The sequence below is a fragment of the Pseudomonas sp. IT-P395 genome, from assembly GCF_949767675.1.
GTDB lineage: Bacteria > Pseudomonadota > Gammaproteobacteria > Pseudomonadales > Pseudomonadaceae > Aquipseudomonas.
Genome location: NZ_CATKPW010000011.1, coordinates 600,057 through 621,539, shown reverse-complemented (window position 1 = coordinate 621,539; position 21,483 = coordinate 600,057). Strand labels below are relative to the sequence as shown.

Annotated in this window: 23 protein-coding genes; 16 read left to right on the top strand and 7 right to left on the bottom strand. The window is 59.4% G+C overall.

What is annotated here, in order from left to right; genetic code table 11:
- The first annotated feature begins 78 nt into the window (after positions 1-78).
- The 7 genes from ACM6IN_RS11380 to phnE all read left to right on the top strand — a co-directional run bounded on the left by ACM6IN_RS11380 (position 79) and on the right by phnE (position 5,204).
- On the top strand, positions 79-480 hold the full coding sequence (locus tag ACM6IN_RS11380) for a RidA family protein (RefSeq protein WP_414916033.1): 402 nt from the start codon (positions 79-81) through the stop codon (positions 478-480).
- A gap of 73 nt (positions 481-553) precedes the next feature.
- Positions 554-1,111 carry a helix-turn-helix transcriptional regulator gene (locus tag ACM6IN_RS11375; RefSeq protein WP_007919095.1) on the top strand — a complete coding sequence of 186 codons (558 nt, stop codon included), beginning with the start codon at positions 554-556 and terminating at the stop codon, positions 1,109-1,111.
- A 75-nt stretch (positions 1,112-1,186) separates the two neighbouring features.
- Positions 1,187-1,759, top strand: coding sequence for an HD domain-containing protein (locus ACM6IN_RS11370; RefSeq protein ID WP_414916032.1), 573 nt, complete (start codon positions 1,187-1,189; stop codon positions 1,757-1,759).
- A 205-nt stretch (positions 1,760-1,964) separates the two neighbouring features.
- Entirely contained in the window at positions 1,965-2,828 is an 864-nt protein-coding gene (locus ACM6IN_RS11365; protein WP_414916031.1) for a putative selenate ABC transporter substrate-binding protein, read from the top strand.
- A complete protein-coding gene (locus ACM6IN_RS11360) occupies positions 2,825-3,622 on the top strand; it encodes a phosphonate ABC transporter ATP-binding protein (RefSeq protein ID WP_414916030.1) in 798 nt (265 codons plus the stop codon). Before ACM6IN_RS11365 ends, ACM6IN_RS11360 begins: the two co-directional genes overlap by 4 nt.
- On the top strand, positions 3,616-4,440 hold the full coding sequence (locus ACM6IN_RS11355) for a PhnE/PtxC family ABC transporter permease (RefSeq protein ID WP_414916029.1): 825 nt from the start codon (positions 3,616-3,618) through the stop codon (positions 4,438-4,440). The genes ACM6IN_RS11360 and ACM6IN_RS11355 overlap by 7 nt, the downstream gene beginning before the upstream one ends.
- Positions 4,437-5,204 (top strand): phosphonate ABC transporter, permease protein PhnE, encoded by a 768-nt coding sequence (gene phnE / locus ACM6IN_RS11350; protein WP_414916028.1) that lies wholly within the window; start codon positions 4,437-4,439, stop codon positions 5,202-5,204. Before ACM6IN_RS11355 ends, phnE begins: the two co-directional genes overlap by 4 nt.
- 51 nt (positions 5,205-5,255) lie before the next feature.
- Here the strand turns inward: phnE and ACM6IN_RS11345 are convergent, their stop codons facing one another.
- The 3 genes from ACM6IN_RS11345 to ACM6IN_RS11335 are packed head-to-tail and all read right to left on the bottom strand — an operon-like array spanning position 5,256 to position 6,892.
- Positions 5,256-5,666, bottom strand: a complete 411-nt coding sequence (locus ACM6IN_RS11345; RefSeq protein ID WP_007919113.1) for a hypothetical protein — start codon at positions 5,664-5,666, stop codon at positions 5,256-5,258.
- Between the two features lie 4 nt (positions 5,667-5,670).
- Positions 5,671-6,603, bottom strand: a complete 933-nt coding sequence (locus tag ACM6IN_RS11340) for a hypothetical protein (protein WP_414916027.1) — start codon at positions 6,601-6,603, stop codon at positions 5,671-5,673.
- 16 nt (positions 6,604-6,619) lie between these two features.
- Positions 6,620-6,892, bottom strand: a complete 273-nt coding sequence (locus tag ACM6IN_RS11335; protein ID WP_338010061.1) for a YkgJ family cysteine cluster protein — start codon at positions 6,890-6,892, stop codon at positions 6,620-6,622.
- Positions 6,893-7,223: 331 nt separating this feature from the next.
- Between ACM6IN_RS11335 and ACM6IN_RS11330 the strand changes: the two genes are divergently transcribed.
- Complete coding sequence (locus ACM6IN_RS11330) at positions 7,224-8,903, top strand: MFS transporter (RefSeq protein ID WP_007919119.1); 1,680 nt, start codon at positions 7,224-7,226, stop codon at positions 8,901-8,903.
- A 118-nt stretch (positions 8,904-9,021) separates the two neighbouring features.
- A complete protein-coding gene (locus tag ACM6IN_RS11325; protein WP_150652879.1) occupies positions 9,022-9,237 on the top strand; it encodes a hypothetical protein in 216 nt (71 codons plus the stop codon).
- A gap of 297 nt (positions 9,238-9,534) precedes the next feature.
- Here ACM6IN_RS11325 and ACM6IN_RS11320 read toward each other — a convergent pair whose 3' ends face one another.
- Both ACM6IN_RS11320 and ACM6IN_RS11315 read right to left on the bottom strand, forming a co-directional pair.
- Positions 9,535-10,305 (bottom strand): DUF72 domain-containing protein, encoded by a 771-nt coding sequence (locus tag ACM6IN_RS11320; protein WP_414916026.1) that lies wholly within the window; start codon positions 10,303-10,305, stop codon positions 9,535-9,537.
- Positions 10,306-10,464: 159 nt separating this feature from the next.
- On the bottom strand, positions 10,465-12,252 hold the full coding sequence (locus ACM6IN_RS11315) for a thiamine pyrophosphate-requiring protein (RefSeq protein ID WP_414916025.1): 1,788 nt from the start codon (positions 12,250-12,252) through the stop codon (positions 10,465-10,467).
- Between the two features lie 185 nt (positions 12,253-12,437).
- Here ACM6IN_RS11315 and ACM6IN_RS11310 point away from each other — a divergent pair, with 185 nt between their 5' ends.
- Positions 12,438-13,208: an APH(3')-II family aminoglycoside O-phosphotransferase gene (locus tag ACM6IN_RS11310; RefSeq protein ID WP_414916024.1), complete on the top strand. Its 771-nt coding sequence runs from the start codon at positions 12,438-12,440 to the stop codon at positions 13,206-13,208.
- A gap of 109 nt (positions 13,209-13,317) precedes the next feature.
- Here the strand turns inward: ACM6IN_RS11310 and ACM6IN_RS11305 are convergent, their stop codons facing one another.
- Positions 13,318-13,593, bottom strand: a complete 276-nt coding sequence (locus ACM6IN_RS11305; RefSeq protein WP_007913109.1) for a DUF2798 domain-containing protein — start codon at positions 13,591-13,593, stop codon at positions 13,318-13,320.
- A gap of 123 nt (positions 13,594-13,716) precedes the next feature.
- On the opposite strand from ACM6IN_RS11305, the gene ACM6IN_RS11300 reads away from it, so the two are divergent.
- The 3 genes from ACM6IN_RS11300 (at position 13,717) to ACM6IN_RS11290 (ending at position 16,221) form a co-directional block, all read left to right on the top strand.
- Positions 13,717-14,643 carry a LysR family transcriptional regulator gene (locus tag ACM6IN_RS11300; RefSeq protein WP_007913108.1) on the top strand — a complete coding sequence of 309 codons (927 nt, stop codon included), beginning with the start codon at positions 13,717-13,719 and terminating at the stop codon, positions 14,641-14,643.
- An 88-nt stretch (positions 14,644-14,731) separates the two neighbouring features.
- Positions 14,732-15,808, top strand: a complete 1,077-nt coding sequence (locus tag ACM6IN_RS11295; protein WP_414916023.1) for an alpha/beta hydrolase family protein — start codon at positions 14,732-14,734, stop codon at positions 15,806-15,808.
- Between the two features lie 2 nt (positions 15,809-15,810).
- Positions 15,811-16,221: a GFA family protein gene (locus ACM6IN_RS11290; RefSeq protein WP_007913096.1), complete on the top strand. Its 411-nt coding sequence runs from the start codon at positions 15,811-15,813 to the stop codon at positions 16,219-16,221.
- A gap of 59 nt (positions 16,222-16,280) precedes the next feature.
- Here the strand turns inward: ACM6IN_RS11290 and ACM6IN_RS11285 are convergent, their stop codons facing one another.
- A complete protein-coding gene (locus tag ACM6IN_RS11285) occupies positions 16,281-17,156 on the bottom strand; it encodes a LysR substrate-binding domain-containing protein (RefSeq protein ID WP_095111985.1) in 876 nt (291 codons plus the stop codon).
- Positions 17,157-17,322: 166 nt separating this feature from the next.
- Between ACM6IN_RS11285 and ACM6IN_RS11280 the strand changes: the two genes are divergently transcribed.
- The 3 genes from ACM6IN_RS11280 (at position 17,323) to ACM6IN_RS11270 (ending at position 21,346) form a co-directional block, all read left to right on the top strand.
- Entirely contained in the window at positions 17,323-17,943 is a 621-nt protein-coding gene (locus ACM6IN_RS11280) for a LysE family translocator (RefSeq protein WP_414916022.1), read from the top strand.
- Between the two features lie 111 nt (positions 17,944-18,054).
- Positions 18,055-18,894 carry a glutathione-dependent disulfide-bond oxidoreductase gene (yghU, locus tag ACM6IN_RS11275; protein WP_414916021.1) on the top strand — a complete coding sequence of 280 codons (840 nt, stop codon included), beginning with the start codon at positions 18,055-18,057 and terminating at the stop codon, positions 18,892-18,894.
- Positions 18,895-19,168: 274 nt separating this feature from the next.
- Positions 19,169-21,346 carry a TonB-dependent siderophore receptor gene (locus ACM6IN_RS11270; protein WP_414916020.1) on the top strand — a complete coding sequence of 726 codons (2,178 nt, stop codon included), beginning with the start codon at positions 19,169-19,171 and terminating at the stop codon, positions 21,344-21,346.
- The last annotated feature ends 137 nt before the right edge of the window (positions 21,347-21,483 follow it).

Here is a 21,483-nt window from a genome sequence, read left to right as displayed (position 1 = left end):
ACGCCAAGCTTGCGCGTTTATCGCCTGTCTGCAAATACCTACAGTGGCTCCATCAACTCAGATGAAGGAGACACTCCCATGACTCAGCGCGATGTTGTTTTCCCACCCGCACGCCGCACCCTCTATGAGCGGCATCGATACTCGCCAGCCATTCGCTCCAACGGTTTTCTGTTTGTCTCGGGACAGGTCGGCAGCACCGAGGACGGCACGCCCGAGCCGGACCTGAAAAACCAGGTGCGTCAGGCTTTCACTAACCTCAATGCAATCCTTGAGGAGGCCGGTGCCAGCTTCGATGACGTGGTCGATGTCACCGTGTTTATCGTTGACCCCCAGTCGAAATTCGAGACGATCTGGGATGTGGTGCTGACCGAGTTCTGGGGCGAGGCGCCGCATCCGACGGTAACGGCTGTTGGTGTGACGTGGCTGTATGGGTTTGATTTCGAGATCAAGGTCATTGCCAGACTGCCCGAAGCAGTCTGATCGTCAGATCGATTTGCAGCAGGGGTCGGCAGTCTTCAGACTGGCGGCCCTTTAGATTTTTCCGACATCCATCATGTCAGTTTCATTGCTCAAACCTGCCCTCCCCGGCATCGCCCTGCGTCGTTGGCGCTTGTTGCATCGCGTCAAGCAAAGCCATGCCGCGCAGATGTTCAACGTCACCCAATCGACTATTTCCCGTTGGGAAAGTGGCGTGCTGGCGCTGGATCCGGCTGCGCATCTACAGCTTGAGCAATTGCTGGCCGCGCGTCTCGACACGGCAGCCGATCAGGCTCTCGCCCGTCTGGTGCGCGAAAGCACGCGACCGGTGCATCTGGTCTGTGACCTAACCCACCGCTTGCTGGCCTGCTCCCCGGCCCGTGCCGCGCAGTTCGCCAGCCCGTTGAGCCAATTGCTCGGGCAATCGTTGTGGCGTTTCGTGACGCCGGAAATCGCCAGCAACGAACTCGCACTCGACGCCCTCGGCTGGCGCGAACTGCAGGCGCCACCAGCGCTGGAATTCGTCACCGGCAACAACGACTCCGACCTCGTGCCAATCCGCCAGAGCCTGTGCCGCTGGACCCGTATTCCGTTGTCCGACGGCACGGCCGCGCGACTTGTCGAGACGCTTTGAAAGCATATTTTATGCGTGGACGCTCACCCACATCAGTTCTAGGCTTGCCTCTCGGTTCCACCATCGGGCAAGTTCATGGACCTCGAAAAAATCAGCGGACGCCTTGAATTTCTGCGTGAAGCGGAAAAACTCAAGGACGTTCTCAGAAGCGCACACACCTCAAGCGGCCGCACCGAAAGCACCGCCGAACACAGTTGGCGCCTGTGCCTGATGGCGATGGTTTTCGCCGATGAACTAGTCGGACTCGACCTGCTGAAAGTGCTCAAGCTGTGCGTGATTCACGACTTGGGCGAAGCGATCAACGGCGACATCCCGGCAGTCGATCAGGCCGCGTTCCCCGACAAGGCTGAGCAGGAGCGTAATGACCTTCTGCTGCTCACCCGCTCGCTTGATGAGGCGCTGAGAAACGAGATTCTTGCGTTGTGGGACGACTACGAACATGCCCGGTCAACCGAAGCCAAAGCGGTCAAGGCACTGGATAAACTGGAAACCCTGTTGCAACACACTCAGGGCCAGAACCCGGCGGACTTCGACTACCGCTTCAATCTGACCTACGGTGAGAAGCACACCGGTGCTGCACCGATTTTCGCTGCACTGCGCGCCCTCATCGATCAGGACACTCAGGCAAGAATTCAACAAGCGAAGTGAACTCGTCGCGTCCGGCATCGCCCGCGCCCCGGCGAACAATACGATCAACGCTCGCCTTCAAGGGTTGGCCGGCTTACAAATCCACATCTGTTGATGCTGGTCTTTGATGCCTTGAGTGCGTATAACCTCGCCGTTTCGTCTACCCTGAGTTTGCGCCTCACGTCGCCACTTCAGCCCTTTTGACGCTCACGAAACGGAGATTCCCATGCTCAAACGAACCCTGGCACTGACCGCCGGCCTGGCGCTGTCCTTTTCTGCCCTTGTGACCCACGCCGCCGACGTTTTGCGGGTCAGCGCGATTCCCGATGAAGCGCCGACCGAACTGCTGCGCAAATTCGAGCCGCTGGGTGCCTATCTGGAACAGCAACTGGGCATGAAGGTGCAATTCGTGCCGGTGGCCGATTACCCGGCAGTGGTTGAAGCCTTGGCGACCGATCGCCTCGACATGGCCTGGCTCGGCGGCTTCACGTTTGTGCAGGCGCGTTTGAAGACTGATGCAACGACACCGGTGATTCCGCTGGTACAACGCGAACAGGATGCGCAGTTCACCAGCAAATTCATCACCGCCGACCCGAACGTGAAGAGCCTCGCCGACCTGAAGGGCAAGACCTTCGCTTTCGGCTCGGTGTCGTCGACCTCCGGCAGCCTGATGCCGCGTTACTTCATGCTGAAAAACGACAACATCAAGCCTGAAGCGTATTTCAGCCGTGTCGCCTACTCCGGCGCCCACGATGCCACCGTAGCCTGGGTGCAGGCCGGCAAGGTCGACGCCGGTGTACTGAATGCCAGCGTCTGGCAGAAACTGGTGGATGCCGGCAAGGTCGACACCAACAAGGTCAAGGTCTTCGCCACCACCCCGACCTACTTCGATTACAACTGGACCGTGCGCGGCACCCTCGACCCGGCGCTGGCAGCGAAGATCAAGAAAGCCTTCCTTGATCTGGACCCGGCCAACCCTGAACAGAAGAAGATCCTTGATCTGCAGGCCGCCAGTCGCTTCATCAACACCAAGCCTGAAAATTACAAGGGCATCGAGGAAGCCGCCCGCGCTGCCGAACTGCTGAAATGACCCTGAGCCTCAACCAGGGCAGCCTGCGCCACGCCAATGGAGTCGACGCCCTGCGCGCTGTCGATTTGCAGATTGGCGTCGGCGAACAGGTCGCCATCATTGGCCCGTCCGGGGCCGGCAAATCGAGTTTGCTCAACCTGCTGGCGACCGCGTTGCGGCCCAGCAGCGGTGAGATCGAAGTGCTCGGCGAACGCGCCTGGCACTTGTCGGCCCGCCAGCGTCAGCGCCTGCGCGCACGGATTGGTCTGGTGCATCAGGCACCGCCGTTGCCGCCACGTCAGCGCGTGATCACAGCTGTGCTGGCGGGTAAGCTCGGCCAATGGAGTCTGGGCAAAAGTCTTCTGAACCTGTTGCATCCACTGGATGTGGCGGGTGCGCGTGCGGCGTTGGCGCGGCTGGATCTGGGTGACAAGTTGTTCGCGCATTGCCAGCAACTGTCTGGCGGCCAGTTGCAACGCGTCGGGATTGCCCGGGTTTTGTATCAGGCGCCGGAGATTCTGCTGGCTGATGAACCGGTGTCAGCAATGGACCCTGTGATGGCCGGGCACACGCTATCGATCCTTTCGCGCCACGCTCGCGAACACAACGTCACCCTGGTGGCCAGCCTGCATGCGGTGGATCTGGCGTTGTCGCACTTCCCTAGAATCATCGGTCTGCGCGACGGGCAGATTCTGTTCGACAGCCCTTCCGCTCAAGTCAGCCCCGAGATGCTCGACGCGCTGTACGCCAACGAAAAACTGCAATCGCCGACCGCTGCGGTGGCGCCTTTGACTGTGCAGATTCCACGATGCTGAAAGCCGATTCACGCGATCCCGCGGCGTGGCCACGGCTGCTGCTGACGTTGCTGGCGATTGCCTTGCTGTGGCCGGGCGTCCAGCTCAGCGAACTGAATCTGGGTGTACTGCTGCCCGACAGCCAGAATGAGATGGGCCGTTTTGTTGCGCAGTTCTGGCCGCCTGCGCACGACGCAGCGTTTCTTCAGTTACTGCTCAAAGCCACCCTGCAAACACTGGCCATTGCCACCGCCGGCATGGCCTTGGCGCTGTTGTTGGCGATACCGGCCGGCCTGATTGCCAGTCGTGCGCTGTCGCTGTCTGCCGCCTCGCGCGGTGGCGTGCCCAGCCGACTGGGGCGTCTGCTGCGCTGGCCGGTGCGCGGCCTGCTGATCTTCTTGCGCAGCGTGCCCGAGATCGTCTGGGCGCTATTGTTCGTGCGCGCCGTCGGGCTGGGTCCGGCGGCAGGGGTGCTGGCCATCGCCATTACTTACAGCGGCATGCTCGGCAAGGTCTACGCGGAGATTTTCGAATCGACCGACCAGCGCCCGGCGCATGCACTGATCCAGGCTGGCAGCGGCCGTCTTGCGGCGTTTGCTTACGGCACATTGCCCAATGTCGCGGCGGAGTTATTGTCGTACACGGTTTATCGCTGGGAATGTGCGATTCGCGCATCGGTGGTGATGGGTTTCGTTGGCGCCGGCGGCCTGGGTCAGCAGATCGATCTGTCGATCCGCATGTTCGCCGGCGGTGAAGTCGCCAGTATTCTGCTGTGCTTCCTGATGCTGGTCCTGGCCGCCGATCAACTCAGCCGCTTGCTGCGCTGGAGGCTGACATGAGTCGCCTGCTCAACCTGCTGCTGATTGCCGGCATCGCGCTGGCAGTGGTTGCCTCGTTCGCTTATCTGGGGCTGGATCTCGGTGAACTGGGCAGCGCCACCAGTCTCAAGCAGATGGGCGCGTATGTGCAGCGCTTTCTGAGCCCGGATCTGAGCGCGGATTACCTCAAGGCCATCTTCCACGGTTCGTTGGAAACATTGGCGATGTCGGCCCTCGGCACGCTACTCGCGGCGGTGTTCGGCATCGTCCTTGCGTTGCCGGCCGCCGGGCGTTTCGGCTGGCCGCTGCAAAGTGCCTCGCGCCTGCTGCTCAATGCCTTGAGGGCGATTCCGGAACTGGTCTGGGCCGCGCTGATGGTACTTGCCGCCGGCCTCGGCCCGAACGCCGGCACCCTCGCCCTCGCCCTGCACACCACCGGAGTGCTTGGCCGGTTATTTGCCGAAGCTCTGGAAAATACGCCGCCGCAACCGGCCGAAGCCATTCGTTTGCAGGGCGGTAATCCGATTCTTGCGTTCTGCTACGGCACACTGCCGAACCTGGCGCCGCAGTTGCTCGCCTACATTCTGTATCGCTGGGAAAACAACATCCGCATGGCCAGCGTACTGGGTTTTGTCGGCGCCGGCGGGCTTGGGCAGATGCTCTATGTCAGCCTCAGCCTGTTTCAGGAAGCGCAAGCGAGCACGGTGATTCTGGCGATGCTGGTGCTGGTGTTTGTGGTCGACTGGCTGAGTGCGTGGAGTCGTCAGCGTTGGGTCAAGGCGTGAGTATGAATGATAACCGGCGCCTTATTCGGCGCCGGCCTGACAAGACTTCAGTCAGATCTCGATGGTTTTCACCTCGGGGTTATACATTGCCCCGATAATTTCCCGTGCGCCTGCCAGTGGAGACTCTTTGGTAATACTGACGATCGCGCCAATCGACGAACTGATCAACTCACTATTGCCGCTGGCAATACCTTTATCCAACGCCTCAAAGAATCCGCTTATGGTCGTGGCTCTCTCCTTGAACATCCCCGAGAGATACTGCTCCAGCACTTTGCGTTGACCCTCGATTCTGGCCAACTGCGTTTCTTTATAGGCATTGATTTCCGTTCGTTTGGTTTCTTCGACCTCGGAAATTTTCTTGTACTCGGACCAGGCCGACACGAGCATTTTAAAAGACTCGCCGGCGGTATCAGCCGGATTGACGGGGAGCTTTCCTACCAGGCCTGCAATTTCATTTTTCATGGTCTTAGTCCAGGGTCAGAATGCCGGAGAGTGTGCGCTTGATGTCTTTAGTGGCGCCGCCGTCATCGGCAATGATCGCTACATCCAGGACCTTCTTGAGCCCTACTCCCAAGGCCAGCATTTGTTCGAATGCGATGGGGTCATTATCGTTATCGACTTTGACCTGCTCGAAACGTACGACTAACTCATTGATGGTGTTGGTGATTTCCTTGGCATTGGAGCGAACGCCTTTGAGTGTGGTCTTGACCACCTCCATATTGGCAATCGCCGTGGCAACCTCCGCGTCATACTGGTGTGCCTTGGTCAGTGCTTCTTCCGCCTTGCTGGCCATCATGAAACCGCCAATGGCCAGCGCCGGACCCAGCACAATCCCCCCCAACGCCAACATACCGCCTGCCATGCCAAAACCGCCTGCACTGAGAGCCCCACCGCCAAGCCAGGCCAGCGTGGCATTGGTGGCCGCAACGCCTGAAAGTCCGGAAATCGCGGCCCCGGTGGAGGCGCTCGCCAGAGCACCCACCGAACCGTAGGCACCGATCGCGGCCAATGCGCCACCGCCGATACCGGAAGCAAGACCCTTTTCAATTTCCAAAGAGTTGAGTACGAGCTTTTCGTAATCCTTGAGTTCTTCGATCGTCAGGTCTTCGTTAAACCCTTTCAGCGTGCTTTTGGCGTTCTTTTGTTTCTTGATCGCTTCGACCAGGTATTTGATCTGGTGGGTAAACGTGTGAACCTTCAACTCACCCAGCGCTTCCAACTCGCCTTGAGTCTCTTTGCGAGACTTGTCGAGGCTTTTGGAAGCCTTGTTGTATTGGGCCTCGGCCTCTTCGCCAATCTCCTTGGCTTTATCGAAGTTGCCCGATGCCTGAACCCCCTTCACGACGCCTGTAGCCGCCAGTGCAGCCGCTGCACCCCACAAAATAAACGGTAATGGCATTTCAGATCCCTCTCGATTAATTAGCGACAACAATCAAATTCTGCTGCTGCATTTCCTTACAGGCGTGAGCGTTTGCAGCATGGTAGTCCTCAAGGCGCATCGTCCCCGCCAGATGCTGATCGTAGAAATCATCAATCCGGCAGATCAGCGGCCTCGTATCGTAAATACGGCACAGGTGGGTGCTTTCTTCGAAATTGACGCACACACCATCTCCCCTGTCCAAAGAGGCATAGAGGGGTGATTTATCAAGGTTTCTGCAGCACAGACCGCACTTAGTGCAAGGAAACATGATGACTTTTGAGTAGCGATCCTTTGCTCATCCTTCACTTCCTGTGTTCGTCATTGGCACATGGCCGGGGAGAAGTGAGGTGAAAGATAGCTCAGTGCCATCATTGCGTCTATCTTCACCGCAAACTTCTCAGCCGCCTCAGACGTAAAGGTCTGCGGGTGGATATCTGGCAAAAGCTGATTATGCTTCAGGAAACCTTGCAGCCATGCGAGGCGGTCAGACTGTGCAAGTTTCACGCGAAAGCAATGGCGGTATTTGCCACAAGGCCAGAGTGCGATAAGCAGTAACGGGGGACTCCGGCCTTCAACAATAAGCACGACGGAGAACACCCATGGCCACAATCGACACAGCATCGACCGGCAGTCCACCGCGCAGCGGCGGCATCACCAAAGAGGAGCGCAAGGTCATCTTCGCTTCATCCTTGGGCACGGTTTTCGAGTGGTACGACTTTTATCTCTACGGCTCACTGGCGGCGATCATCGCCAAGCACTTCTTCGCCGGCGTCAACGAAACCACCGCGTTCATCTTTGCCTTGCTGGCGTTTGCCGCGGGGTTTGCGGTGCGGCCGTTCGGGGCGATTGTGTTCGGCCGGCTCGGCGACATGATCGGGCGCAAACACACCTTCCTCATCACCATTGTCATCATGGGTGTGTCGACAGCGATCGTCGGTATTTTGCCCGGCTACGCGACCATCGGTGTCGCTGCCCCAGTCATCCTGATTACCCTGCGCCTGCTGCAGGGTCTGGCGCTGGGTGGCGAGTATGGCGGCGCCGCGACTTACGTGGCCGAGCACGCGCCGCGCAACAAACGCGGGTTCTTCACCTCGTGGATTCAAACCACTGCAACGCTTGGCCTGTTTCTGTCGTTGCTGGTGATCCTCGCCTGCCGCACCGCACTGGGCACTGAAGCCTTCGAGGCGTGGGGCTGGCGGATTCCGTTCCTGCTGTCGATCCTGCTGTTGATCGTCTCGGTGTACATCCGCCTGCAACTGAGCGAGTCGCCGGTGTTCCAGAAAATGAAGGCTGAAGGCAAGGCGTCGAAGGCGCCGCTGACCGAGTCCTTCGCGCGCTGGGACAATCTCAAAGTAGTGATCATGTCGCTGCTCGGCGGTACTGCCGGGCAAGCGGTGGTCTGGTACACCGGGCAGTTCTATGCGTTGTTCTTTCTGTTGCAGACGCTGAAGATCGACCCGCAAACCGCCAACCTGTTGATCGCCGGCTCACTGCTGATTGGCACGCCGTTCTTCGTGATTTTCGGCAGCCTCTCCGACCGCATCGGGCGCAAGCCGATCATCATGGTCGGCTGCATGCTGGCGGCGCTGACCTACTTCCCGATCTTCCACGCGCTGACCCAGTACGGTAACCCGGACGTGTTCATCGCTCAGGAGAAGAACCCGGTCAAAGTGATCGCCAACCCCGATCAATGCTCGTTCCAGTTCGACCCGGTGGGCAAGGCCAAATTCACCAGTTCCTGCGACCTGGCCAAAACCCTGCTGGCAAAACGCGCGATACCGTATGAGAACGTGATCGCCGAACCCGGCACCGTCGCGCAAGTGCGCATCGGTGACAAAGTCGTCGAGAGTTTCGAAGGCAGTGCGCTACCGGCTGCCGACTTCAAGACCCGCAACGACGCGTTCACCGCGACCCTCGGCACTGCACTCAAGGAGGCCGGTTATCCGGAGAAAGCCGATCCGGCGAAAACCAATTACCCGATGGTGTTGCTCCTGCTCACCGTTCTGGTGATCTACGTGACCATGGTCTACGGCCCGATTGCGGCGTGGCTGGTCGAGCTGTTCCCGACCCGCATTCGCTACACCTCGATGTCGCTGCCCTATCACATCGGCAACGGCTGGTTCGGTGGCTTCCTGCCGACCGTGGCGTTTGCCATGGTCGCCGCGACCGGGGACATCTATTACGGCTTGTGGTACCCGATCGTGATTGCGGTGATGACGGCGATACTCGGTACGTTCTTCCTGCCGGAAACCAAGGATCGCGACATTCTCAAGGACTGAACACCGTCAGCGCGCCCTCTCCAACGCGGGAGGGCGCCATTCGGCACTACCCGGCAAAAATATCGAACGCCTGCCGCACTGCCTGCCTCCAATGTTTACACCCCTGGAGGTCAGCAACATGAACAGTGACGATAAAACCCCCAACGCCCCGCCAACCGACACGTCTGGCAAACCGGTGAATGTGGTCGAGCGCGATCTTGAAGACCGGGACGATGACACCGAAGCCGTGGATAAGGTCATCACGCCCTCGTCCACGAGAGTGAAGGAGCAGGACGCCGAGACGCTGCAGCGCAAGATCGATGAGATAGAGCGCAAAGTGGCCGATGGTAATTAGTGGTTTTGCAGGCGATCGCGACAGTCTGTTCGATCTACCCCCTCACCCCAGCCCTCTCCCCCAAGGGGCGAGGGGGAAAGGGAGCCGATTTGTGCGCTTTTCAAATCTTGCGTTCAACTCGGTATTTCAAGTCGGCGTCATTTGCATGAACACCTCGGTAAGTCCCCTCTCCCCCAAGGGCGAGGGGGAAAGGGAGTCGATTTGTGCGCTTTTCAAATCTTGCGTTCAACTCGGTATTTCAAGTCGGCGTTACTTGCACAAACACCTCGGTCAGTCCCCTCTCCCTCTGGGAGAGGGCTAGGGTGAGGGCTTCTTCGCCAGGTTGAGTTTCACGGCCGCACATTCCTGCTCCCAATCGGCCGTCAGTGTGGCCAGCGTCAAGGCGTTGCCCAGCGCTGCGCCGCTGGCGGTGTTGTCGAATATGCACCAGGTCGCAGCACCTGCTGCGGCCGCTGATTGCAGAGCTTGTGCGAGGTCTAGCAGATAAGTTGAATCGTAGGCGCTGTGGTAAATGCGCGGTGAGCCGTGCAGGCGCCAATACCGGGCTCCGGCCCAGCCACTGGGCGCAGCATCATTGCTGATGCGCGAGGGATCGACGGTTGTTTGGGCGATCTGCCAAGTCATCAACATCGGCTCAGCGATGACCCACGATTCATGCCGTGGCTCGAGCACCACAGGGCCGCAGAAGCGCTGACGCAGTATCTTAAAAAAGGCTTCGGCGATGGTGGCGTCGAACGCCAGTGATGGCGGCAATTGCACAAGCAAGCAACCGAGACGCTCGCCTAACCCGCCGCACTCAGCCAGAAACTTGTCCAGCGCTGCCTCACATCCCGCCAGACGTAATTCATGGGTGATGTGTTTGGGCATTTTCACCGAAAAGCGAAAGTCCTCCGGTACGCCATCAGCCCATCGCTCATAGGTTTGCCGACGATGCGGGCGGTAGAACGAGCTGTTGATTTCCACGCAGTTGAGGCGCGAAGCGTAGCGCTGCAACTGCGAGCCTTCCACCGAAAACGCCGGCCAATGCTCGCGCCCCAGACTCCAACCTGCACAGCCCACGAAAATCATCAACTTACCTCTTGTCGTGCCCACTCGATCGGTGATCGTTCCCACACTCCGCGTGGGAAAGTTGCCCGTGAAGCTCCGCGTCACTGGACGCAGAGCGTCCCTAGAGGCGTTCCCACGCAGAGCGTGGGAACGATCAACAGTTGCCTGTCGATTAACCGGTTACTTTTTTCCGGGCAACACTGCGCCGAGCACCTGCTTGGCGGTTTGCAGGATCACCCCGGCCTCATCCGGATCGCCCTTGAGCAGCGTCGTGGCGAATTTCTTCGCCTGCTCAAGTTTGATGTGCGGTGGCAGCGGCGGCACATTCGGATCAGTCTTGAACTCGATCAACACCGGCACCTCCGAGGCCAGTGCCTGCTCCCAGGCAGCGGCGACATCTTCTTCGCGATCAACGAAAATGCCTTTCAGGCCAATGGAAATGGCGAACAAGTGGTAAGGCACATCGGGGATGCTTTGCGAAGCTTCGAATTTCGGATCGCCCTCCATCACCCGCTGTTCCCACGTGACCTGATTAAGGTCCTCGTTGTTGAACACCGCGCAGATCCATTTCGGGCTCGCCCACTGTCGCCAGTATTTGGCGACGGTAATCAGCTCGGCCATGTTGTTCATCTGCATCGCGCCATCGCCCACCAGCGCGATGACTGCACGTTCGGGATAGGCGAACTTGGCGGCAATCGCGTAAGGCACAGCGGCGCCCATGGACGCCAGCCCACCGGACAATGAACACTGCATGCCACGGCGAATCTTCAGATCACGGGCAAACCAGTTGGCGCACGAGCCGGAGTCGCTGGTGATGATTGCCTGATCGGGCAGGCGCGGTGACAGCTCATACACCACCCTTTGCGGGTTGACCGGGTCAGCCTTGGCCATCGCACGTCTTTCCAGGGTTTTCTCCCAGCTGCCGCGCCAGCCTTCGACTTTCTTGCGCCACTTGCCAGAGGTTTTCTGCTCAAGCAGCGGCAACAACGCCGCGAGTGTTTCCGCCGAGTCGCCAACCAGATTGACCTCCATCGGGTAGCGCAGGCTGAGCATGTCGGGCTGCAAATCGATTTGTACGCCCCGCGCCTGGCCTTCCTTGGGCAGAAACTCCGCATAGGGAAAACCCGAACCGATCATCAGCAAAGTGTCGCATTCGCTCATCAGTTTGTAGCTTGGCTCGGTGCCGAGCAGGCCGATGCTGCCGGTGACCCAAGGCAGATCGTCGGGTAACGCGGCCTTGCCTAAAAGAGCCTTGGCGACGCCCGCGCCGAGTTTTTCGGCCACCGCGATGACTTGATCGGTCGCCTGCAAAGCCCCCGCGCCAACCAGAATCGCGACCTTCTCGCCCGCGTTCAAAACGTCAGCGGCACGCTGCAGATCCACGTCATAAGGCAACACTTTGGGTTTCGTGTAACCCACCCCGGAATGCGCGGTGCCATGCGCGCGTGCCGGTGCTTCGTATTTCAGCTCTTGCAAATCGTTAGGCAGAATCAGCGCGGTTACCCGGCGTTCGCCCACGGCCGTGCGCACGGCCCGGTCGAGCAGATGCCGCACCTGTGAAGGCGCCGACGCCTGCTGCACAAATGCCCCGGCGACATCCTTGAACATCGACACCAGATCCAGCTCTTGCTGGTAGTGACTGCCCAGCGCCGTGCGTGCCTGCTGACCGACAATGGCCAGCACTGGCATGTGGTCCATGCGCGCATCGTAAAGGCCGGTGATCAGGTGCGAGGCGCCTGGGCCGGAAGTGGCAATGCACACGCCCAGCTCACCGGTGAACTTGGCGTGTGCCGAGGCCATGAACGCAGCCATCTCTTCATGGCGCGCCTGGACGAATTCGATTTTTCCCTTGGCCCGACTGAGCGCGCCGAAAACGCCGTTGATGCCGTCACCCGGGTAACCAAAAATCCGCGTAACGCCCCATTGGCTGAGCCGCTCGACCAGAAAATCTCCCACTGTCATCGTCATCTCGATCCTCGTCTTTCTCCGCTGCATGGAGCTGTCCCGGCAGCACATCCGCCGGGAGGTGTAAGGGTCTGGACACTCGGGGCGTTGGCGAAGTTTCGATGGATTTCTGCGCGCCGATCCTTGTTTGCGAACAAAACCGCCAGAGCGGCACAATGCGCACATCGATAATGACAAGGACAAAAGACATGGATTTCCCAGCAGCATGGCGCAGCCAATTTGCCGGTGCGGCCATTGAACAGCAGACCATTGGCGAATCGCGCGCTGATGTATGGCGGATCACGCCTGCCGGGGCTGCGCCGCAGTTCGTCAAAACCGAACAGGTGATGACCTGGGGCGAGTTGCCCAGTGAAGTGCAGCGGTTACGCTGGATGGCGACTCAGGATTTGCCGGCGCCGCGAGTGCTCGACACCACCACGCAAGCGCAACACAACTGGCTGTTGATGACCGCCGTGGCCGGTCGCGATCTGGCCAGCAGCGAGCACCTCTCGCCGCAGCAGATCGTCACGCTCGCAGCCCAGGCGTTGCGCGCACTGCATGCGGTCGCGATCGACAGTTGCCCGTTCGATCATTGCCTGGAGCAGAAGATCACACGGGCCCGCGAACACCTGCTCGCCGGGCTGATCGATGAAGAAGACTTCGACGACTCGCGCCTCGGACAATCCGCCGAGGAAGTGTTCGAGCAGTTGCTCGCCACACGCCCGGCGCACGAGGATCTGGTGGTGACTCATGGCGATGCGTGCCTGCCCAACCTGCTCGCAGCCAATGGTCGTTTCAGCGGGTTTGTCGACTGCGGACGCCTGGGCGTTGCCGATCGTTATCAGGATTTGGCGTTGGCTGCGCACAGCATCACGGACAACCTCGGCGAGCAGTGGCTACCGCTATTTTTCGAGGTGTATGGCGTCGAGCCGGATCAGCAGCGGATCGCCTTTTATCAGTTGCTCGATGAATTTTTCTGAGACCCCAGGCCATTCGCGAGCAGGCTCGCTCCCACCGGGAATTGAGTTCCAATGAGGGGCGAGCCTGCTCGCGAAGACGTCAGAACAATCACTGCTGACGTGGCGGTTTTCAACAATGCGGATGCACTGTCCACGCGACCAGTTTGATCACGATCGGCCGCACGATGAGGATGCACAGGAACGCCGCAGGCATCGCCAGCTTGTAGGCGTGCAAGGCATTACCCAGGTAATCATTATCAATGCCGGAGTTGGCAGCGGTGATCACCAGCGACATCAGAAACGCCATGATCGTCGCCATGTACAACGCAAACACATAAGGCGTGGCGCGCGGCGACAGCTTTCGACGGCCAAGGATCATGGCTTCGGAGTTTGTTGGTTGATTCATAAGGCGTTTCCATCCATTGACAGGGAGACCGCACGTTAGCAAAGCCCTCCGGCTGCAACTAGACGCTCAACCGCAGGTACTTTATAAAGCAGAACTTACGAATCAACCCTCAACGGGGCATGGATGAATCTGTTAGCGGCGATTGCCAGCTTTATCAAAGTGGTTGAAGCCGGCTCGATTGTCGGCGCCGCCAAGACCTTGGGCGTGAGCGCGGCGGCGGTGAGCCAGACGATCAATCGGCTGGAGGCGCATCTCGGCGTGCGCCTGTTGCAGCGCACCACGCGCAGCATGGCGCTGACCGAAAACGGCGCGGTTTACTACGAGAAAGTTCGCCGTATTGCGGCGGACCTGGAAGCCGCGCAAAGCTCGATCAGCAGCGATGAAACCGAGTTGCAAGGCCGCTTGAGTATCGCGTCGACGTCTGCGTTCGGCCGCCATGTGCTGGCCTCGCTGATCGCCGGTTTCGCAGCTCGGCATCCGCGTCTGCTCATCGAACTCTCGACCACCAATGGCAAGATCAACCACATCCAGGACGGCATCGATCTGAGCCTGCGGATCAAACCGCAACTGGAGGACGGCATCGTCGCGCGCAAGATCGTTTCACTGCCCTTCGTCATGTGCGCCGCGCCGGCCTATCTACAACGCGCCGGTCGCCCGCAATCACCAGACGACCTGCAAAACCACGCTTGCCTGGCCTTTCGTTATCCCTTGGACGGGCGTTTTCTGCGCTGGAGTTTTACTCGCGACGGCCGGCGTTTCGATGCCCCGATCAATGCCACCGCCGTCAGTGATGACATCGATGCATTGGCGCAAATGGCGGTCCACGGCGCTGGGGTCACCCGGCTGGCGGAGTTTGTCGCGGCACCTTATCTGGCGAGCGGGCAATTGGTGCCGCTGTTTGAACACAGCGACGCCACCCACTCCGTTGTCGAGCCGATGGACATCTACGCCTGCGTACAGGAACGCGCGGCGATGACGCCGAAGGTCAAAGCCTTTCTGGACTATCTGACAGCGCATCTGGCTACACGCTGGCCGATGGAAAATGCCTAAGACGCAGGGATCAAAGAGGCTCGCTGAAGCGCGCGAAATCGGGCAAAGTTCACCTCGCCCATTCGGCCCATCACGGAAGATAACAACAATGAAAAAGTCTCTCGGCGCCTTGCTACTGATCTGCTTGAGCAGCCACGTATTCGCTGATACCCGACCCGTCGGTTTCCAGTACGCCACGCTGGCCGACCCGCGCAACGAGCGCCCGCTGGAAATGGTCGTCTGGTACCCGAGTGCGACCACGGATGCGACGCCCCAATTGTTCGGTGACAACCCGGTCTTCGTCGGCGCCCCTGCCGTGCTCGACGCCCCAGCCGCCAAGGGTGAGCATCCATTGGTGGTGATTTCCCACGGCAACGGCGGCAGCTGGATCAACCAGACGTGGCTGGCCAGTGCGCTGGCCCATCAGGGTTACATCGTCGCCGCGGTCAACCATCCCGGCACTACCAGCCGCGATCGCAGCCCGCAAGCAGCAGCGCAACTGTGGCAACGCCCCGTTGACCTCAGCCGTGCCATTGATGCGGTAACGGCGCAACCGGGTAAATTCGGTACGGTGGCCAAGGATCGAATTGCCGTTATCGGTCATTCTCTCGGTGGCTGGACGGTGCTGGAAAGCGGCGGCGCGCGCTTCGACCCCAAGCGCTTTGCCGACGACTGCAAAGTCCAAACGCAATTGATCAGTTGCACGGCGTATCAACAGATGAACACTGAAAGCACGGCGCAATCGAAAGCTCAGCTCGCCGCCGATTGGCGTGACAAGCGCATCACTGCCGTGGTGTCACTGGACCTAGGCCTGTCGCGCGGGATGACCGATGCAAGCCTGGCGACCTACCCCGTACCGATCCTGGTGATCGCCGCCGGCGTACCGTCGAAAGAACTGCCCGCGCAACTGGAATCCGTCGACCTCGCCAAACGCCTGCCGAAAACCTCATCGCGCTTCGTCGAGATCAGCGACGCCAGCCATTTCACCTTTATGGCGATCTGCAAACCTGACGCCGTGGCCATACTCGACAAAGACGTACCGGGCGACAGCATCATCTGCACCGATGGCGAGGGTGGCCGTCCACGCGCGGTGATTCAGCAGCAAGTGATTTCCCTGATTACCGGGTTTCTGGCGCAGTCACCCGGCAGCCTGAAACACGCCATCACTTATAAGGACTCCCAATAATAATGCTCACGCCCTCCCCTCAAACCTTCCGGGGCAGTTGCCTGTGCGGCACGGTGAAATACCAGATTCGCTCACGGCCCAAAGCACTTTCGCACTGCCACTGCAGCCAGTGCCGCAAAAGCCATGGTGCGGCATTTGCAAGCTATGGCAGCGTGCTGCGCCAGAATCTGGAATTGCTGGCGGGGGCCGATCAAGTCAAGTCTTACCGTTCTTCTGAAGCGGTACAGCGCCAGTTCTGCTCGCACTGCGGCTCGTCACTGTTCTGGGCGCGTGATGAGGGTGAGCACAGGGAATGGATTTCGGTCGCGCTGGGCACGCTGGACACAACGTTCACCAGCGAAAAACAGCAACACGTCGAAGTGACGTCGAAGGCGCCGTGGTTTGAAATCAAGGATCAATGGCCGCAGCGCTGAGTTGGGCTGATTGTGCGCCAGGCGTTAACAGGTTCGTTGCAGCAGCTCTGTTCAGGAGGTCAGCGATGAGAACGGCACACACTCATCGCTTCAGTCAGCCACACTCGGAAGGCGGTGCTGTTGGCGCAGTTTTCGAACGGCCGTGGCGATAGCAGGCAGTAAGTCGATCCGTCCTGCGTAAAACCGAACGGTGCGATCAATTGCCCGGACTCCAGCTCACTTTGCACCATCAGAAAAGACGCCATGCCGATGCCCTGGCCGGCCAATGCCGCCTGGATGCACAGATAGAAATGTTCGTAGTCGACGCGACTGCCGTCCGGTACGCCTTGGCCGACAAGCCGCAGCCAGTTGTCCCATGCCAGCGGACGCGTTTTGCTGCGTAACAGGCAGGCGCCGCGCAAATCAGCGGACTCGGGCTTTTTCGAGGGCAGGCAAACCGGGCCTATCCACTCCTGGCAAATCGTCACGGCATGAACCGATTCGTCCCAGTGAAAATCGTCTCGGCGGATCGCCAGGTCAGCACCTGAACGGGCGAAGTCGATCGGCCCTCCGGCAGTCAGCAGTTGCACCTGAATGTGCGGGTGGCTGCGGTGAAAGTCGGGCAGACGCGGGATCAGCCATTTCATGGCGATGGTCGGCTCGCAAGACACCACCAGCACATCGTCATGGCGCTCTTGCTGCAAACGATAAACCACCCCTTCCAACTGCTCGAACATCGGTCGAGTGACCTCGAACAACAGGCGACCGGCCTGATTGAGAAAGATTGCCCGATTGCGTCGTTCGAACAACTCGACCCCGATCGCCTCCTCCAGCAAGCGCACCTGACGGCTCACCGCGCCATGAGTGACGTGCAACTGTTGCGCGGCTTTGACGAAACTCTGGGTCTGCGCGGCGGTGTTGAAAAAACGAAAGGCAGCCAATGGAGGCAAGTTCATATAGACGACGATTTCTCACAGATTTACGCGACTATAAATCGTTTTTTCTGCAGACGACAATTCTTCATCATTCGCGCCAAACGCTGTACTGATCACGATCCTGTTCGCGTCATGCAGCGCGACATCTGTGAGTTAACGTAGCGCAAATAATGACTGGAGAATGTTGATGAATGAGTTGTTTCTGATGATCGCCATCACGATGTTGGCGGTGATCAGTCCTGGGCCGGACTTTGCCATGGTCACCCGCAACAGTTACGCGTTCGGGCGACGCAGTGGCTTGATGGCGGCGCTGGGCATCGCCTGTGGCGTGCAGGTTCATGTGCTCTACACGGTGTTTGGCGTGGCCGTGATCATCACGCAGTCGCCCTTGTTGTTTATGGCGATGAAACTGCTGGGCGGCGGATACCTGGTTTATCTGGGCATCAAATCTTTTACCAATACCTCGGTGATGACGTTTGCGGACGCTGGCTGCTCGGCCCCCTCAGCCTGGGCGGTGTTTCGCAGCGGTTTTCTGACCAATGCACTGAATCCGAAAACCATGTTGTTTGTCGTCGCGGCATACAGCCAGTTTGTTCAGGCCGGTAGCTCGCTCGCCATTAACTTCGCTTACGGATTGTTTATGTCGCTGGCCCACTGGGTGTGGTTCAGTCTGGTCGCGTTGTTCTTCTCCACAGAGGGATTGCGCCGCCGCATGCTGGAAAAACAGCGAGTCATTGACCGGGTGATTGGCACCGCCCTGATTGGCCTTGCCGCGTGTTTATTGATTCCGGGGATTGGCCAGTCTTGAATGCAGGGGACATTTGGCCTGGCGACCTCTGGATTACACAGCGAGTTCTGTGGTGTCCTGTCTCTTATCAGCGAGGTATTTTTTCCACTTGCCAACGAAGAGGCCCCTTAGATGAGCAAAGCGCCGTATGTTCCGCCCCAGGTCTGGAAAAACGAAGCCCCGTCAGGAGGACAGTTCGCCAGTATCAATCGACCGATTGCCGGCCCCACCCATGACAAGACGCTGCCAGTCGGCAAACATCCGCTGCAGCTCTACTCGCTCGCCACGCCCAACGGCGTCAAAGTCACGATTCTGCTGGAAGAGCTGCTAGCGCTGGGACACACCGCTGCCGAATACGATGCCTGGCTGATTCGCATTGGCGAAGGTGATCAGTTCTCCAGCGGTTTTGTCGAGATCAACCCCAACTCGAAAATCCCGGCGCTGCTGGACCGGAGCGTTGAGCCGCCGATTCGTGTGTTCGAATCCGGTTCGATCCTGCTGTATCTGGCCGAAAAGTTCGGCGCCTTCCTGCCGAAAGACCCGGCTGGCCGCACCGAAACCTTGAATTGGCTGTTCTGGCAAATGGGCGCCGCGCCGTACCTGGGCGGTGGTTTCGGGCATTTCTATGCCTATGCGCCGGAAAAGATGGAGTATCCGATCAACCGCTTCACCATGGAAGCCAAGCGCCAACTGGATGTGCTCGATCGGCGCCTGGCCGAAAGCGCCTACCTGGCCGGCGACAGCTACACCATCGCCGACATCGCGGTCTGGCCGTGGTACGGGCAACTGGTGCGCAACAACGTTTATTCCGCCGCCGAGTTTCTCGCGGCGCACGAATACACGCATGTGCAGCGCTGGGCCGAAGACATCGCCAAACGGCCGGCAGTCATTCGTGGGCAACGCGTCAATCGCACGTGGGGCGATGAAGCGACTCAAGTGCCCGAGCGGCACGACGCCAGCGATCTGAACTGACAACCCTGTTCGTCATATTCACCCACTGAGCACGCCCCTCAGCAGCGCCGGTCACCGACCTTTGTGACCGGTCTGCTACATCTCATTTGCCCCCCAAAAAACCACGACTCTGCGCCAACCCACGCCGCAGAGCGGTCAGCCAATTGTGAAAAATTCGTTAACTAACTGAGCCGTACGCCTTTCTTCACCCGGAATGATCTGACACACTAATGCGAATAATTCCTACACGCACTCGCACTGGATTCGTTTTCGTATCATTTGGGGAAGCAGATTGATGTCGTTTCGCACCATTCACCGCCGTTCAAACCGTTCACCTAACCTGTTGGCGCTCGCCATCTGCATGGCCAGCATCGCACCGGCACTGGCCGACGAGACAACGCCCGCCACGCCTGAAAAAACCGCGCCGACCACGCTGGAACTGGATGCGACGGAAATCGGCGCCACGCAGATGAGCAGCACCACCGAGGACACCCAGTCTTACACTACTGGCCCGATGCGGACGGCGACCAAGCTGTCGCTGACCATGCGCGAAACGCCTCAGGCGGTGACGGTGATTACCCGTCAGCGCATGGACGACCAGAACATGACCAGCATCAACGATGTGGTGCAAGGCACGCCGGGACTGTTCCTCAGTCAGGCCAGCGGTCCGGGTCGACAGACCTACAGCTCGCGCGGCTTCGACATCGACACCATCATGTACGATGGTCTGCCGAGTTCGTACTCGCCCTTTTCGATGGCGGTGCAACCGAACCTGGCGATGTTCGACCGCGTCGAAATCGTCCGCGGTGCGACTGGCCTGGTCACCGGCGCCGGCAACCCTTCGGCGGCGATCAACCTGGTGCGCAAACGTCCGACCGCCGATCAACGCGTCACCCTCACTGGCGCCGCCGGCAGTTGGGATGACTACCGTGGCGAGATCGACGCCTCCAGCCCGTTGAACGAAAGCGGCACCCTGCGTGGCCGCGTGGTCAGTTCCTACCAGGGCGCCGACAGCTTCCGCGACAAGGAAGAAAACGATCATGGTTTGTTCTACGCCATCGGTGAAGCCGACCTGAGCGACAGCACCACCGCGACCCTCGGCTTCTCGCGGCAGAATGAGCAAACCAACTATTTCTGGGGCGGCCTGCCGATTGGCACCAACGGCCATCACCTCGATCTGCCCCGCTCCACCTACCCGGGTACCGACTGGGAAAACCGCAAGCTGCAAATCGACACCGTGTTCGGTGAAGTCGAGCATCGCTTCGACAATGACTGGAAACTGCACGTCGCCGGCTCGTCCTCGACCCTCGACGGCGAGTTCTCCGGGACTTACCTGTCGCGCTACGCCGGGCCGCTGGAAACCACCGCTTATCAATCCCATCACACCGACAAGCAACACTCGCTCGACGTGTTTGCCAGCGGCCCGTTCGAAGCGTTCGGCCGCAGCCACGAACTGGTGGTCGGCGCCAGCAACCGCGTATATGACGCGACCACCAAGGAATACGATCCGTACACCACGGCCTGGCCGATCGGCGCACCCAAGCCTGATTTCGTGCGTGACGGCAAAACCCGCAACGTCACCACCCAGGACGCGGTGTACCTGACCACCCGCCTGAGCCTGGCCGATCCGCTGACGCTGATCCTCGGCGGCCGTCTCGACTGGTACGACTACGATGACCGCTCCGGCGATGGCGATTACAAGGTCACTCGTAACGTCACTCGCTATGCCGGTCTGATCTACAAACTCGACGACCATCACTCGGTGTACGCCAGCTATACCGACATCTTCACCCCGCAAACCCAGAAGGACCTCGGCGGCAAGGTGCTCGAGCCGATCGTCGGCGAAAACTACGAGGTGGGCATCAAGGGCGAGTACTTCAACGGCGCCCTCAACGCCAGTCTGGCGGTGTTCCAGATGGACCAGACCGGCCGCGCCACCCTGGCCGACAATCAGTTCGGTTGCCCGGTCCTGACCTGCTACGGGTCATCGGGCAAGATCCGCAGCCAAGGCGTGGACATGGAACTGCAAGGCGCGCTGACCGACAACTGGCAGGTCGGCGCTGGTTACACCTATACCCGCGCGCACTACATCAAAGACGAGAACCCGACGAACAACAATCAGCGTTTCGATACCGACACGCCTGAGCATCTGTTCAAGGTCTCCACCGTGTACCGCTTCCAGGGCCCGCTGCAAAATCTGCGCGTGGGCGGCAACGTCTACTGGCAGAGCCGCATGTACAACGATGTCGCCCTGGCCAATAACGGCAGCTACCGCCTCGAACAGGGTGGCTACGCCGTCACTGATCTGATGGCCGGGTACGAGGTCAACAAACACCTGGATCTTCAGGTTAACGCGAACAATATCTTTGACCGCGTCTACTACTCCGCCATCGGCTCCAATGTCACGTGGGGTTCCAACGACAACTATGGCAACCCGCGCAGCTACATGCTGACCGCCAAATACAAGTTCTGAGTCACTGACGTTCTGATCAGCAGCAATAAACAAGGGCGCCGGGGACATCCACGGCGCCCTTGTACTTTCTGGCCTCTTCATTAGTCATAAGCAGTAATAACCGTTAGTCTCTGAGCGAACTCTTCACGAAGCATCGC